Annotated in this window: 17 protein-coding genes and 2 tRNA genes; 3 read left to right on the top strand and 16 right to left on the bottom strand. The window is 70.6% G+C overall.

All coding sequences use genetic code 11. From position 1 onward, the window contains the following. Window positions 1–57 precede the first annotated feature (57 nt). Window positions 58–993 (top strand): LysR family transcriptional regulator, encoded by a 936-nt coding sequence (locus ACFU8V_RS05285; protein ID WP_029989652.1) that lies wholly within the window; start codon window positions 58–60, stop codon window positions 991–993. 77 nt (window positions 994–1070) lie between these two features. On the opposite strand, the gene ACFU8V_RS05280 is transcribed toward ACFU8V_RS05285, so the two are convergent. The 14 genes from ACFU8V_RS05280 to ACFU8V_RS05215 form a co-directional block, all read right to left on the bottom strand. Then, window positions 1071–1143 (bottom strand) — tRNA-Arg (locus ACFU8V_RS05280). A gap of 77 nt (window positions 1144–1220) precedes the next feature. Further along, window positions 1221–1805, bottom strand: a complete 585-nt coding sequence (locus ACFU8V_RS05275; RefSeq protein WP_025104548.1) for a hypothetical protein — start codon at window positions 1803–1805, stop codon at window positions 1221–1223. Between the two features lie 106 nt (window positions 1806–1911). Next, a complete protein-coding gene (locus ACFU8V_RS05270; protein WP_378869563.1) occupies window positions 1912–2763 on the bottom strand; it encodes a hypothetical protein in 852 nt (283 codons plus the stop codon). 8 nt (window positions 2764–2771) lie between these two features. Beyond that, on the bottom strand, window positions 2772–3017 hold the full coding sequence (locus ACFU8V_RS05265; RefSeq protein WP_025104550.1) for a hypothetical protein: 246 nt from the start codon (window positions 3015–3017) through the stop codon (window positions 2772–2774). A gap of 100 nt (window positions 3018–3117) precedes the next feature. Then, window positions 3118–3777: a GntR family transcriptional regulator gene (locus tag ACFU8V_RS05260; protein WP_025104551.1), complete on the bottom strand. Its 660-nt coding sequence runs from the start codon at window positions 3775–3777 to the stop codon at window positions 3118–3120. A gap of 68 nt (window positions 3778–3845) precedes the next feature. Then, window positions 3846–4487: an NADPH-dependent F420 reductase gene (locus ACFU8V_RS05255; RefSeq protein WP_025104552.1), complete on the bottom strand. Its 642-nt coding sequence runs from the start codon at window positions 4485–4487 to the stop codon at window positions 3846–3848. Window positions 4488–4545: 58 nt separating this feature from the next. Next, a complete protein-coding gene (gene sufU, locus ACFU8V_RS05250; RefSeq protein ID WP_025104553.1) occupies window positions 4546–4980 on the bottom strand; it encodes a Fe-S cluster assembly sulfur transfer protein SufU in 435 nt (144 codons plus the stop codon). After that, on the bottom strand, window positions 4977–6284 hold the full coding sequence (locus tag ACFU8V_RS05245) for a cysteine desulfurase (RefSeq protein WP_378869558.1): 1308 nt from the start codon (window positions 6282–6284) through the stop codon (window positions 4977–4979). The genes sufU and ACFU8V_RS05245 overlap by 4 nt, the downstream gene beginning before the upstream one ends. Window positions 6285–6425: 141 nt before the next feature. Beyond that, complete coding sequence (locus ACFU8V_RS05240) at window positions 6426–7229, bottom strand: DUF1206 domain-containing protein (protein WP_249521751.1); 804 nt, start codon at window positions 7227–7229, stop codon at window positions 6426–6428. Between the two features lie 70 nt (window positions 7230–7299). After that, complete coding sequence (locus tag ACFU8V_RS05235; protein WP_378869555.1) at window positions 7300–7935, bottom strand: GyrI-like domain-containing protein; 636 nt, start codon at window positions 7933–7935, stop codon at window positions 7300–7302. 85 nt (window positions 7936–8020) lie between these two features. Continuing rightward, window positions 8021–8884 (bottom strand): GyrI-like domain-containing protein, encoded by an 864-nt coding sequence (locus ACFU8V_RS05230; RefSeq protein ID WP_378869553.1) that lies wholly within the window; start codon window positions 8882–8884, stop codon window positions 8021–8023. An 84-nt stretch (window positions 8885–8968) separates the two neighbouring features. Then, on the bottom strand, window positions 8969–9103 hold the full coding sequence (locus ACFU8V_RS05225) for a methionine/alanine import family NSS transporter small subunit (protein WP_085603954.1): 135 nt from the start codon (window positions 9101–9103) through the stop codon (window positions 8969–8971). Then, window positions 9100–10719: a sodium-dependent transporter gene (locus ACFU8V_RS05220; protein ID WP_378869550.1), complete on the bottom strand. Its 1620-nt coding sequence runs from the start codon at window positions 10717–10719 to the stop codon at window positions 9100–9102. The genes ACFU8V_RS05225 and ACFU8V_RS05220 overlap by 4 nt, the downstream gene beginning before the upstream one ends. 51 nt (window positions 10720–10770) lie before the next feature. After that, window positions 10771–11562 (bottom strand): SDR family NAD(P)-dependent oxidoreductase, encoded by a 792-nt coding sequence (locus ACFU8V_RS05215; protein ID WP_378869547.1) that lies wholly within the window; start codon window positions 11560–11562, stop codon window positions 10771–10773. Window positions 11563–11678: 116 nt separating this feature from the next. Here ACFU8V_RS05215 and ACFU8V_RS05210 point away from each other — a divergent pair, with 116 nt between their 5' ends. Further along, window positions 11679–12170 carry a MarR family winged helix-turn-helix transcriptional regulator gene (locus ACFU8V_RS05210; protein WP_249521755.1) on the top strand — a complete coding sequence of 164 codons (492 nt, stop codon included), beginning with the start codon at window positions 11679–11681 and terminating at the stop codon, window positions 12168–12170. A 66-nt stretch (window positions 12171–12236) separates the two neighbouring features. Here ACFU8V_RS05210 and ACFU8V_RS05205 read toward each other — a convergent pair. After that, window positions 12237–12325: transfer RNA gene (locus tag ACFU8V_RS05205), tRNA-Ser, on the bottom strand. A 163-nt stretch (window positions 12326–12488) separates the two neighbouring features. Here ACFU8V_RS05205 and ACFU8V_RS05200 point away from each other — a divergent pair. Continuing rightward, on the top strand, window positions 12489–13196 hold the full coding sequence (locus ACFU8V_RS05200) for a potassium channel family protein (RefSeq protein WP_102207996.1): 708 nt from the start codon (window positions 12489–12491) through the stop codon (window positions 13194–13196). A gap of 3 nt (window positions 13197–13199) precedes the next feature. Here the strand turns inward: ACFU8V_RS05200 and ACFU8V_RS05195 are convergent, their stop codons facing one another. Then, entirely contained in the window at window positions 13200–14204 is a 1005-nt protein-coding gene (locus tag ACFU8V_RS05195; protein WP_025104562.1) for a LacI family DNA-binding transcriptional regulator, read from the bottom strand. Window positions 14205–14259: the final 55 nt, after the last annotated feature.

Genomic DNA, 14259 nt, shown 5'->3' with positions numbered 1-14259 from the left:
TTAGGTGATCCTAATAACTCCAATGCATAGTTCGTCTGGAAACCATGCGGGTACGCTATGGATATGAACCTCGAGCAGCTCCGCGGGTTCGTCGAAGTGGCTCGCCTCGGCCATTTCACCCGCGCGTCCGAGCACCTCCACCTCGCGCAGCCCTCGCTGAGCCGTCAGATCTCGACCCTCGAGAGGGAACTCGGCGCCGAGCTGTTCCATCGCGCGCGCGGTCACATCGCCTTGACGGCCGCCGGCGAGACGGTCCTCCCCCATGCGCAGCGCATGCTCGCCGAGGCCGACGCCATCCGCGACGAGGTGGCCGAACTCGCCGGACTCCGCCGCGGCCGCGTGCGCCTGGGCGCCCCGCCCACGCTCTGCATCAGCCTCGTGGCGGAGGCCCTCAGCTCGTTCCATGCCACCCACCCCGGCATCGATCTGCACCTCACCGAGGGCGGCTCAAGGCTGCTCGTCGAGCAGCTCGCGGTCGGGGCGGTCGACATCGCCCTCGTCACCCAGTCCGAGGGACCGGTGCCCGCGGGGGTCAGCCTCACGCACGTTCCGCTCCTCGCCGAGGAGCTCGTGGTGATCTCATCGGCGGCCGCACCTCCGGTCACCCACGGCCCGTCCGTGAGCCTCGCGCACCTCGCCACCCTCCCGCTCATCCAGTTCGACGAGAGTTATGAGCTGCGGGCCGCGATGGACGCCGCTTTCCGCGCCGCCGACCTCACCCCGACCCTCGCGCTGGAGGGTGCGGAGATGGATGCGGTGCTCCGCTTCGTCGAACGAGGCGTCGGGGTCGCAGTGGTCCCGGCGATGGTGCTCTACGAACGCCCGGCGCTGCGGTCGGCGCGCCTCGCCCACCCGGCGATGTCGCGGACGATCAGTCTCGCCCATCGCTCCGACGTCACCCCCGCGGTCGCGGTGGCCGCGATGCGCACCGCCATCATGGCCACGGCGGCCGACCTCGCCGAGCGCGACCCGGCGATCACCAGCCTGCTCTGACCGGAGCACTCGCCCCGGAACAGCGAGAACCCCCGCCGCTTCCGCGACGGGGGTTCTCGTACTGTCTCAACACAGTGTGCGCCTCGAGGGACTCGAACCCCCAACCTTCTGATCCGTAGTCAGATGCTCTATCCATTGAGCTAGAGGCGCAGGACCCGCGGTGCTTTACCGCTCAGCGGGCCGACGACCAGCCTACAACAGACGAGACCGGAAAGCGAAACGAAGCCTCACTCCCCCTTCGCGGCCGCCTTCTCCTGTTTCTTCCGCCGCTTCTCCTTGGCCCGCTGCTGCGACGAGAGCGCCTGGAGATCGACAAGGCGCAGCGCCTGCATGCGCGCCTCCCGCATGCGCGCGTAGTCCGGGTCCTGATCCGGTCGCATGCCCTCGACGCGCAGCCGGCGGTCGAGGTTGTGCCGCACGTCGGCCCAGGCCGCCGCGCGCGCCTCCTCGACGATGCTCTCCAGCCGGGCACGGTCGTCCATCATCTCGCGCAGACGCTGCGCGACGCCGAGCGACTGCTTGGCCCGCCGCCGGAGATTGCGCACATCGCGGTCACGGTAGTCGTGCGTGCCGACCGGATCGGAATGCCGGCCGCGGGCGCGCTTGCGCAGGGCGGTGACCGTGGCGGCGGCCTCCTCCGACTCCTCGGCCATCGCCCCGAGGGCAGCCCTCGCATCCTCGACGTACTTGTCGAGGTCGAAGACGCCGTCCTCCGCGATGGTGCCGATGAGGATGTGATTCTTCACGGCGAGGCGCGCAGCGGCCGTCGCGATCGCGACGCCTTCGGCGATGGCATCCGCAGTCCGTCCCACCCGCACCTCCTTCTCTCGAGCGTACCGGTATCGATGCCGCGCAGTCTCGGCCGGAACGGCTCCGATCAGGATGCCGGAGGCCTCCGACATCGCGTCGTACTGCGACTCAGCCGACGACGCCGACCCAGATCCCCGAGGCCCAGGCCTGCTGCTCGCCGGAGCAGCCCACCGCCCCCGGGAAGCCGCGGACCACGGCCATGCAGTTAGCGAGGAACTCCGGGTCGCCACCGAACATCGCCCCGTACGCGCCCGAGGAGGTGAGGGAGCCCCAGACGCGGAACTGATAGATGTGGGCCAGCTCATGCGCCATCGCCCAGTTCAGGCGTCCGTCACTCCACCCGGTGATGTCGGCGCGGTACTTGATGTAGCCGTTGCTGTTGGCACAGGCCGGTGCCGTGCCGCCCGCGCACGACGACGACTCGTACAGCCCCACGCCCCCGCCGCCGACCCTGTCGAGGGCGGCGCGCACCCGCGCGTAGCCGTCCGGCCCGCTCGACGTCCATGCGGGCCCGCCGGGGCCGGCACTCTGCGACGCCTGCCATCCGGCGACCTCGGTGCCGACCTTTTGCGTGAGCGCCTCCACCGTCGCGGTCGCCGCGACCACGGTGTCCGGGTCATGGCGCTCGGCGCGCACGGTCTCCTGGGCGGACCGGGCGGACGCGAGGTGTGCCGCCGTGTCGACCTTGCCGTCCGCACCCTGGAGGACGGCGGCCAGCGTCGAGAGCTCCTCCAGGAATGCCGGCCGTACCGCCAGCACGGCAGCCCGATCCTCCGCGTCCTGCTCGGCCTGCGCCACAGCGCCGGACAGGTGGTCAGTGCGCTGTGCGGCGCCGTAGGACTGGTCGGCCAGCACGGAGAGCTCGGCCACCGCCTCGGCGCGCTCCTGGTCCAGTGCGTCGGATCGTGCGACGGCGGCCGCCGCGACGAGCACGGCCGCCGACACCGTCACCGCGAGCACCCGGCGCCTCACGGCAGGAAGCCCGTCGTGTCGTTCAGCTCGGCGTCCTGCTCCGCGATGCGCGATCGCAGAGCGGTGAGACGCTCCGCCAGTTCGAGGTTCTCGGCCTGCGACTCCGCGAGCACCTGCTCGATCCGCGCGATCTCCGCCTTCACGGCGGCGACACCGGCGGCGCGCTCCTGATCGGCCACCACCAGGAGCGCAGCACCTCCGAGCAGGAGGATCCCCCCGACGACGACAGCAAGACTTCGCATCTCGCTCCCCAGGACAGCGCGAACAGACCGGACCGACTCCGACCGGACAAGGATACAACCGCTCGCGGCGCGTCCGGGGGTCGTTCTCCCGACGGACGGCTCAGGTGGTCGCCGTCTGCGCCAGCCGCCGTTCGGCCGCGGAGTGCCCGCTCGCCAGGTGCGCGGGCACGATCCGTCGCAGCGCCTCGACATCGCGCGCGCGGACGGCCTCGAGGATGACGCGGTGCTCCTCCGCCATCGCCTCCAGATCGTCGTGCTGTCCGAACAGCCAGCGCAGGCGCGTCAGGAACACGGCGATGAGCTCGCCGAGCATCTCGTTGCCCGCCAGGTCGACGGCGATCTCATGGAACGCCGCGGCCGCCGTCCGGGCGGTCTCCGCGTCGCCGGCCCGGGCCGCGGCGACTTCGCGCTCGTACGCCTCGCGCAGCCGGGCGAGCCCTTTCGCGTCGTGGCGCTCGGCCGCGAACACGAAGATGAGGGTCTCGATCGCCTCGCGCACCTCCGCGAAGTTGCGGATGTCGTCATGGGTGAACTCCCGCACCACGGCCCACGTCCGGGGCCGTGCGACGACCACGCCCTCCGCGACCAGCGTGCGGATGGCTTCCCGCACCGGGAGTCGGGACACATTCAGCTCGGCGGCGATATCCCGCTCCACGAGCCGGGAACCGGGCGCGCGCCGACCCAGCACGATGTCATCCCGGAGGATCCTCGTGACCCTGACCGACTCGAGTTCCCCGCTTACCCCCACAGCCCCCGCCATCCGGGCATTGTCGCACCCCGGCCCGGGATTGGCCAAGTTTGGTATCCCAGACCGGGGCGCGCGCCGCGTCAGGGCAGACGGTTCGCCCGCGCGACGTTCGCCGCCAGCTCTTCCGCGTTCTGCCGGATGACGTACGCCGGACGGTCACGCTCGACTCGCCACGACTCGCTGAGCGGGCCGACGTTGACCGTGTCGAAACCGGCCTCGTCGTAGAAGCGGGTGACGAAGGCCACGGCCTCTGCGTCGTCCCCGGCCGTGGCCAGCGCGCGACGGTTCGGCGTACCGGCCGGCGTCCCGTCGGTGGTGATCTCGGCGGCGTAGATGTGGTTGAACGCCTTGGCGATCTTCGAGTCCGGGAGCTGCGCCTGCACGAGCTCGGACGTGGTGGTCTCGCCCTTGTCGAGGGCCTCGATGTGCCCGTCGCGCTCGAAGTAGTAGTTGTTCGTGTCCAGCACGATCTTCCCGGCGAGCTGCGCGGCGGGAAGCTGATCGATCGCGTGCAGCGGCACCGTCACCACGGCCACGTCGGCCGCGGCGGCCGCCTCCTCCGCCGTCGCCGCCTTCGCGCGCGGCCCGAGCTCTGCGACGAGATCGGCCAAGGTCTCCGGCCCTCTCGAGTTCGCGATCACGACGTCATAGCCGTTGGCCACCGCCACACGCGCGACCTGGCTGCCGATGTTGCCTGCTCCGATGATTCCGAGAGTTGTCATGCTCGGGCCAACGCCTGCCGGCGGATGCTATTCCCGTCGAGGAGGGAGGCGAACGCGGTCAGAGGCGCGTGAGCGCGTCCTCCGCCGCCACCCAGGCGAGCATGGCGCACTTCACGCGCGCCACGTACCGCGAGACTCCCCCGAGCGCCGCGGCATCGCCGAGCAGTTCCTCATCCGGCTCGATCGTTCCGCGGGAGCGCATCGCCTCGCGGAAGGCAGCGATCCGCACCTCGAGCTCGTCCACGGTGAGGCCCTCGGCGAGCTCGGCGAGCAGGGACGCGGAGGCCTGGGAGATGGCGCACCCGTGTCCCTCCCACGCGATCGCCTCCACGCCGCCGTCGGCGCTGCGATGCACCTGCAGCGTGATCTCGTCGCCGCAGGTCGGGTTGAGCTGATGCGACTGGGCCGGGATCTCCTCGCGGAGCCCGAAGCCGTGCGGCGTGCGCGAGTGGTCGAGGATCAGCTCCTGGTACAGGCTCTGCAGGTCGCTCATGCGCCCCTCCCGAAGAACGCGATCGCCCCGGCGACCGCCTCGATGACGGCGTCCACCTCGGACGCGGTGGTGTACAGGTAGGTGCTCGCCCTCGTCGATGAGGTCACGCCCATCCGACGGTGCAGGGGCTGCGCGCAGTGGTGACCGACGCGCACCGCGATGCCCTGGTCGTCGAGGAACTGCCCGACGTCGTGCGAGTGGATCCCGGCCACGTCGAAGCTCGCGAGACCGACCCGCGGCAGCTCGATGCCCGCGCCCAGCACGCGCACGCCGTCGATCGCGCCGAGTCCTTCGACGAGACGCTGCCCGAACGCGGCCTCGTGGGCGGCGATGCGCTCCATGCCGACCGCGGAGAGGTAGTCGACGGCAGCGGCGAGCGCGATCGCCTGGGACACCCGCTGCGTGCCCGCTTCGAAGCGCTGCGGTGGCGGCAGGTACTCGGCCGCGGTCGTGGTCACCGTCGTGATCATGGAGCCGCCCGTGAGGAACGGGGGCATCGCGGTGAGGACCTCGCGACGGCCGTAGAGCGCCCCGATGCCGGTGGGGCCGAGCATCTTGTGGCCGGAGAGGACCGCGAAGTCGACGCCGAGCGCGTGCAGGTCCAGCGGGAGGTGCGGAGCCGACTGGCAGGCGTCGAGCAGGGTGAGGGCGCCGACCTCCCTGGCCAGCGCGACGAGGGTCTCGACCGGGTTGATCACGCCCAGCACGTTCGAGACGTGGGTGAAGGCCACGAGCTTCGTGCGCTCCGAGATGATCTCCGCGGCCGCATCCAGCCGCAGGGCCCCGTCGTCGTCGAGCGGGATGACCCGGAGCGTCGCCCCGGTGCGCGCGGCGAGCTCCTGCCAGGGGATCAGGTTGGCGTGGTGCTCCATCTCGGTGGTGACGATCTCGTCCCCTTCGCGGAGCCGGAGAGGTTCGGCCGCGGCGCCACCCCGGCCGAGGGAGGCGTTGGAGAGAGAGTAGGCGACGAGGTTGACCGCTTCGGTGGCGTTCGAGGTCCAGACGATCTCGTCGTCATCGACGCCCACGAACCGGGCGAGGGTGCTGCGGGCGTCTTCGAAGAGCTCGGTCGCCTCGGCGGCCAGCGTGTGGGCACCGCGGTGGACGGCCGCGTTCATCGTGGTGGCGAAGCGGCGTTCGGCGTCGAGCACGGACTCCGGACGCTGCGAGGTCGCCCCCGAATCGAGGTACGCCAGCGGGTGACCGTGGACGCGGGTGTGCAGGATCGGGAAGTCCTCGCGGATCCGCTGCACCTCGGTCTCGGTCAGCGGGGTGATCACGTCGACTCCGGGAGAAGCGCTCATCGTTCCAGTCTCCCATCTTCCGGCTGACCGGGGCCCGGCTCCGGACGGGCACAGCTTCGGAGACGGGGCGAGACACGCCGGGCTGCCGCACCGTCGAGCGGCGTGTCGGCAACGATCTCCGAAGTCGTGCCCGGCGGGAGGCTAGGACATGCGGGCGAGGCGGGCGCGGGCGATGCAGAAGGCCCCGTACAGCGCGAAGCCGATGCCGACCGCACCGAGGATGAGCCGGCCGAACGGCAGACTGAGGAGGCTGTGCAGAGCGGCGTCGAGACCCGCAGCGCGTTCCGGGTCCTGCGTCACGGCCGCCACCACGAACAGCACCCCGGTGACCCCCACCGCGATGCCCTTGCCGATATAGCCCACGATGCCGAGCGCCATCACGCCGGCGCGGGCGGCTCCGGTCGGCACGTCGATGAGCTTGCGGAAGGAGCGCATGATCCCGCCGATGATGAAGCCGATGCCGACACCGATGACGCTGAGGCCGATCACCACGAGCAGGGCCACCCCGCCCGGTGCGGCGAGGACCACCTGGCTCAGGGTCTTCGAGGCGTCGGAGGACTCCGCGCGGCCGCCCACCGCGTAGACGAGTGCGAGACCGGCGATCACCAGGTAGGTGCCCGAGATCCCGAAGAGCTTGAGGCGCTTGCCCCACTTCTTCGTCTCCGCGGGGTCGGCGGCCAGGAACCCGCTCGCCACCTGCCACACGGCGAGCGCGAAGAGGCCCACGGCGATCGCGAGCAGCAGCAGTCCGCCGATGGGGTTGTTGCGCACCTGCTCCATCGCGCCGTCCTGGTCGGCGTCCCCCGACCCGCCGGCCGCGATCGTGATGGCGATCGCGCCGATGATGATGTGGATGATGCCGAGGACCACGAATCCCGCGCGGGCGGTCCGCCGGAACGCGGTGGAGTCCTTCGCCACGCGCGCCGCATGCTTGACGGTGCTCATGCTCGAAGAGTATCCGCCGCGGCGCGTCCCGATCAGGGGGTTGCTTTCCGGACCCCCGGTGCGACAGCGCTCAGGTGATCCGTTCGACGGGCTGCCGCAGGATGGTGCGCAGCTTCTCCGGAGCCGTCCGACGACGGTCGCTGAGGTAGATCTCGTGGTGCCGTCCGCGCATCTGCAACCCGTTCTCCGGGACGAAGCGCTCGTGCAGCTCCTCGAGCACGGGTCCTTCATCGTCGAACGGCCCGATGTGCAATGTCTGCACGCAGAGGCCCTCGTCGAGGACCTCCCGCCGGACGGCGGCCAGCGCCGGAAGCTCTTCCCCCTTCTTCGCGCTCTTCGCCGCGACCGTCTCGACCGCGCGGTCGAACAGGGCGGGAGTGACGTGATCGCCCACCATGATCATGAGCGTCCAGAGCCACGTCGACTTGTCGCGTCGCGTGGTGAACGAGGCCATGTCGGGCGCATGCCACAGGCCTTCCAGGGGCATTACGACCTGATCGACGTCGAGCTCTGCCCGGCTGGCGAACTTGAGGGTGTACGCCAGCGGGTAGAGCGCCGCGACTGCGTCGAAGAAGGCCGGAGCGGTGTTCGGATCTCCGGCGCCGTCGATCATCAGATAGGTCAGCGGCGGCACCTCGAGGACACGGAAGGCGCCCCGCTTCGCCCGATACGCGTCGAGCGTCTTCTTGGGATCGATCGCCGTCATGGCCCGCCTCTCGGTACGTCGTGCGGCCAGTGTGCCACGGCGCACCGACATCGGGTCGAGCCCCAGGGGCTCGACCCGATGGCGGTCAGCTCTGCTCGACGGGGAGCCAGAGCTCGCAGGAAGCCGTGTCGCCGGTGAACTCCCGGTAGCGGACGATCGACGGCCCGGGCCGCAGCCGCCACGGGTTCGACGGGAACCATTCGGTCGCCGTCGCCGCCCACAGATTCTGGAGGGTCTCGGGGAAGGGTCCGCTCGCGCCGAACACGGCCCAGGTGCCCTCCGCCACGCGCAGGGCGTCGAGGTCGTCGGGAACCGCGGTGTCGGCGCGCACGGCCACCCCGTGCAGGTACGTCAGCGGCGTCCCCTCCGGGGCATCCGGATCGATGTCGGCGGTCACGGCGAGGATGCCTGCGGGCTCCTCGTTCCCGAGGGCCTTGACGCGGGCGTGCTCCTCGGGTGGGATGGCGGCGATGTGCGCCTGGATGTGCGGATTGACGCCGACGTGGATCAGCGGGACCTCCGCGGCATGGCCCGCGAGGACGAACGCGGGACGGTGGGTGATGGTGACATCCATCGGGGTACTCCCTTCGACGCTCAGGCGGAACCGGAGCGTGGGTTGTGTGCGGAGAGGACCCCCGTGCCGACGCGCGTCCGCCGGCCCGATGCCGTGCACGGCGCGGAACGCCCGGGCGAACGCCTCGGTCGAGCTGTAGCCGTGCCGAACGGCGACATCGAGCAGACTCGGCGCGCCGGCGGCGAGCTCCGCGCCGGCGAGAGTCATCCGACGACGCCGCACATACTCGGTCAACGGCATCCCGGCCAGCGCCGAGAACATCCGTCGCAGGTGGTACTCGGTGGTGCCGTGCGCACGGGCGAACGCGGCGACGTCGATCTCCTGACCGTGGTCCGCGTCGACGAGGTCGACCAGGGCGTTGAGCGTGCCGATCACGGGGGCCCTCCTTTCCCCACCATCGTTTCGCCGCAGTCCCCGCCTGCACCCGATCGTCGTGGTCCGATGCGATCGGGCCGGGGATCAGAGCTCGACCGGGACCGCCGGCTCGGCGTCCTCCACCTCGGGATGGCGGGCGAGGTTCACGACGGCGGCGATGAGGCCGCCCCACACCGTGACCATGGCGATGATCATCATGACGATCGCGGTGGTGGTCATGCTCCCGCTCCCTTCGTCTGCGCCGCCGGGACGGCGATGCTCGTCGTCTCCGGGTCGGCGGCGTACTCCTCCTGGTCGAGGAAGTCGTCGTAGCCGACGTCGTCCTTGGCGCGCGAGCGCCTGCTCCACGGCACCAGCGACAGCAGCACTCCGCCGACCACCAGCGCGATGACCATGCCCCAGCCGAACACGCCGAGGAACCAGCCGGGGTAGCCGCTGTACGGCTCGGCGATCTTCGTCAGGAGTTCGGTGATGAGCAGGTAACCGAGCACGAGCGGGGCCAGCACACCCACGAGCAGGCGCCAGAGCAGCCCGACCCGGAAGCTGGATCGCCGGTTGAGGTGCTCCTGCAGCTGCGGCAGCCTGTGCAGCACCCACGCCACCACGATCACCGCGACGAGGGCGACCGCCATGATGCCGAAGGCGTTGACGAAGGCGTCGGTGGTGTCGAGCACCGACAGCGCAGTGGTGGTGGAGAACAGGGCCATGGAGATGACGGCGAGCGGGATGGAGACGATGAGGGTGGTGCGCACCCGTCCCCACCCGAGCTTGTCCTGCAGGGCGGCCACGATCACCTCGAGGATCGAGATGAGGGAGGTCACGCCCGCGAAGACGAGGGCACCGAAGAACAGCACGCCGATGATCGACCCGCCGGTCGCCTGCGACACGATCGTGGGGAAGGCGACGAACGCGAGACCGATGCCCGAGGTCGCGACGCCGGAGACATCCGTGCCCTGCGCCTGGGCCATGAACCCGAGTGCGGCGAACACGCCGATGCCGGCGAGGATCTCGAAACCGGAGTTGGCGAATGCGACCACGAGACCGGAGCCGGTGAGGTCGGTCTTGCGCTTGAGGTAGGACGCGTACGTCACCATGATCCCGAACGCGACGGACAGCGAGAAGAAGATGTGCCCGTAGGCGGAGGCCCACACGGCCGGGTCGGCGAGCGCCTCCCAGTTCGGCGTGAAGAACGCGTTCAGACCGTCCAGGGCGCCAGGGAGGAAGAGAGCCTGCACGACGAGCACCGCGAACATGAGGGTGAGCAGCGGCATCAGGATCATGTTGGCGCGACCGATGCCGCGCTTGACGCCGAGCGCCATGATAATGATGACGATCAGCCACACCGCGATCAGCGGCAGGCCCACCTGCGGCACGAACTCGCCGGACAGGCCGACCTCCGCGACGTCGGCGGACTTCAGGAAGTCGACGAAGAAGAAGTCGTTCTCGTTGCCCGCACCCCAGGTGAGCTGCGCGGAGAACCAGGTGTACATGCCCGCCCACGCGACGATCACGGCGTAGTACACCGCGATGACGACGCAGATCAGCACCTGCCACCAGCCCAGCGGTTCGGCGGCCCGGTGCAGGCGTCGGAACGCGAGGGGCGCGGAGCCCCGGAACCGGTGGCCGATCGCGTAGTCGAGGAACAGCAGCGGGATGCCGGCGGTCAGCAGCGCGCACAGGTACGGAATGAGGAACGCACCGCCGCCGCCTTCGTAGGCGACGTAGGGGAAGCGCCAGATGTTCCCGAGACCCACGGCCGAGCCGATCGCCGAGAGGATGAACACGTTCCGCGAGCCGAAGGCCTCGCGCTGCGGGGTCTGGGTCGGTTCAGGCATGCCCGCGAGGATACCCGAACCGGGACACCCGAGCGACTCGCCCGGCCGCGCTCACAGCATCGCGGTCAGCACCCCGCCATCCGCCCGCAGCGCGGCGCCGTTCGTCGCCGATGCGCGCACACTGGAGAGGTAGACGACGAGGTCGGCGACCTCGGCCGGATCGAGGAAGCGCCCCAGCAGTGTGGTCGCATTCTGTCCGATGATCGCCTCCTTCATCACCTCCTCGGAGACGGACCGGGCCTCGGCGACCGCGGCGACGCTCGCCGCGACCCCCTCCGAGTAGGTCGGGCCGCCCAGGACGGTGTTCACCGTCACGCCGGTGCCGCGGGTGAGTTTGGCCAACCCGTTCCCGAGCGCGATCATCGCGGCCTTCGTCACGCCGTAGTGCACCATGTCGGCCGGGACGTTGACGCCGGACTCGCTGCTGACGAAGACGATGCGCCCCCAGCCCCGTTCCCTCATCCCCGGCAGGAGAGACCGGGAGAGGCGCACGCCGCTCATCACGTTCACCTCGAAGTAGTGCGCCCAGTCCGCATCGGCGACGTCCGCGAAGTCGGCGAGACCGAAGAGACCGACGTTGTTGACGAGGATGTCGACGTCACCGAGCCGCTCCGTCAGCCGCGCCACCTGCGACGGGTCGGTGAAGTCCGCGGCGATCCCGGACACGGTCACCTCCGGGTGCGCGAGGGCCAGCACGCCGACCGCCGCGTCGACCCGTCCCTCGTCACGACCGTTGATCACGACATCGACCCCCTCGGTGGCGAGAGCGGACGCGACCGCGTATCCGATCCCCTGGCTCGATCCGCTGATGAACGCCCTCTTGCCGCGCAGCCCCAGTTCCATCCGTCTCCCTCTCACTTCCGCGGACGCCCCGCATCACTTGCCTGAGCAAGTCATACTAGCTTCCAGTCACTTTCCTGAGCAAACGAAGAGCACGGCTCGACCGCTACGGTGGAGGAATGTCGTCATCCTCCCCCGCCCCCTTGAGCACCGAAGAGATGGACGTCTGGTCGGCACTCGCGACGCTCCTCGAACGGCTCCCCGCGGCCCTCGACGCGCAACTGCAGCGCGACAGCGGACTGACCCACTTCGAGCACGGCATCCTCTACGCTCTCGATGCGGCACCGGAGCGCACGCTCCGCCTCAGTGTCCTCGCGGGCTACGCGAACAGCACGCTGTCCCGACTCTCCCGTGCGGTCACCCGCCTGGAGGCGAAAGGCTGGATCCGGCGCGAGGTCGATGCGGAAGACGGGCGCTTCACCCTCGGCATCCTCACCGACGCCGGCCACCGGAAGGTCGAGGAGTCGACCCCCGCACACCAGGCCCTCATCCGCCGCGTCGTCTTCGACACCCTGACCCCGGCGCAGGCCCGGCAGCTCGGCGCGGCCAGCCGGAAGATCTCCGCCGCACTCTCCCCCGACCCGACCTGGATGCCGGGGACGCGGGCGTGAGGAGGGCCCGCCCGCACGCGAGAACACGAAAGCCCCGGCGAGCGGACTCGTCGGGGCTTCTCAGTGCGGAGACGAGGGGATTTGAACCCCTGGTCCCCGTAAGGGGACTCCACCTTAGCAGGGTGGTGCACTAGGCCGGACTATGCGACGTCTCCAGGCATCCGGCTCGAGAGCACGGATGCACCCCACCATCATAACGGGTCCTGCGCGTGGTCACGAACCGCCGGTCTCGGATGCTCCCGGGAGCCGGCCGCATGCCCTGCGATACTGGCCGCACGTTGCGAGGGTCCGGCGCCCGCGGACGCGAGAGGAGACGCCATGTCCGAGCCATCGGGAGCGCACGTCCGCGCGGGGTTCGCTGCCCCGGCCGACCCGAGGCGCGGCGCCCTGGGCTATGCCGCGGTGCTCGCCCTCCTCATCGTGTCGTACGGACTGTGCGCGGCCCAGCCCGGCACGGTCCCCAGCCCCTGGGCGTTCCTCGCGATGCTGGTCACGGTCGCGATCGTGTTCCGCGTGACCAGGGCGCACGCCCTCGTGCAGCGGGTGTCGTGGGTCGTGCTCTCGGCCGCGGGGCTGGCTGCCCTCCTCGCGGCATTCTTCGCCACGGACAGTCCCGCCCTCGCGGTCGCCCTGTCCGCCGCCTCCATGCTCGCGCTGCTCGTGGCGCCGTGGGCCATCATCGCGCACCAGGTCACCCGCCGAGGCCTCGACGTCGAGGCGCTCCTGGCCGCGGTGACCGCGTACATCCTCGTCGGCATGTTCTTCGCCTTCGTCTACAACCTGCTGTCGCTGCTGCTGCCGACGCCGCTGTTCGGAGATGCGGCGAACGACTCGCTCGGCAATCAGCTCTTCTTCTCGTTCACGGCACTGACCACGACGGGCTACGGGAACCTCGTCCCCGTCGGACCGGGCGTGCAGGCGGTGGCCGTCGCCGAGGGGATCACCGGGCAGCTCTTCCTCATCACCGCCGTCGCCCGCATCATGCGGGGTGCGAGCGCCCAACGCACCACATCGACGCCGGCCTGACGGTCACTCCCCGGTCGTCGAGCGGCGGGCGACGAGCTCCGGCCGGAACAGCACGTGCTCCGGCGCCGGCGCCACCTCGTCCTGGCCTCGCAGCAGCAGGTCGACGGCGGTCGAGCCGATGAGAGCGGCCGGCTGCCGCACCGAGCTGAGCGGGATCACGGCGGCCGCCGCGAAGTCGATGTCGTCGTAGCCCACGAGCGCGATGTCCTCGGGGACCCGGGCATCGCCGGTCATCACCAGGCTCTGCAGGAGGCCCAGTGCCAGGAGGTCGTTCGCCGCGAAGACCGCGTCCGGCCGGTCCCCGGGGGCGCGGTCGAGGATCTGCGCACCGGCCCGGCGTCCCTCCTCGACGGTGAGCGCGGAGGTCGGGATGAACTCCAGCCCGATCCCCGCCGCGGCCGCCGCGGCCTGCGCGCCGCTCAGGCGGTCGGAGACCTGGCGCAGCGCGACCGGGCCGCCGACGAAGGCGATCCGGCGACGACCGACCGCCAGCAGGTGCTCGGTCGCGATGCGTCCGCCCTCGACATCGTCGACGGCGACGGAGGCGAACCGCTCGTCCTGCGATTCCCGGTCGACGAGCACGGCGTGCGTCCCGCGCTCATGCATCCGCACCAGCCGCGGCAGGGATTCCGCCACGGGAGTGACGAGCACGCCGGTCACCCGCTGCTCCTCGAAGAGATCGAGATGCATCGCCTCCCGCTCCTGCTTCTCGTCGCTGTTGGCGACGAGGACGGAGAGTCCGTGCTGGTCGGCGCGCTCCTCGGCTCCGCGGATCACCTCGGCGAAGAAGGGGTTGCGGATGTCGAGCACGACGAGGCCGATCGTCCGACTGCGCCCCGCACGGAGCTGCCGTGCCGCGTCGTTGCGCACGAACCCGAGGCGGTCGATCGACGCCTGCACACGCGCGACGGTCTCCGCGGCCACCTTCTCCGGCCGGTTGAGCACGTTCGAGACGGTCCCGACGGAGACACCCGCGTCCTCGGCGACCTCCCGCACACTGACGGCCATCGCGCCCTCCCTCCGGCTCCCGCCGCTGAAACGACTCATCCGCGGGGATCGCCTC

It is taken from the genome of Microbacterium sp. NPDC057658, assembly GCF_042799975.1.
In the GTDB taxonomy this organism is placed as follows: domain Bacteria; phylum Actinomycetota; class Actinomycetes; order Actinomycetales; family Microbacteriaceae; genus Microbacterium.
The sequence above is the reverse complement of the archived record's forward strand: the minus strand, read 5'-3'. Positions and strand labels throughout refer to the sequence as shown.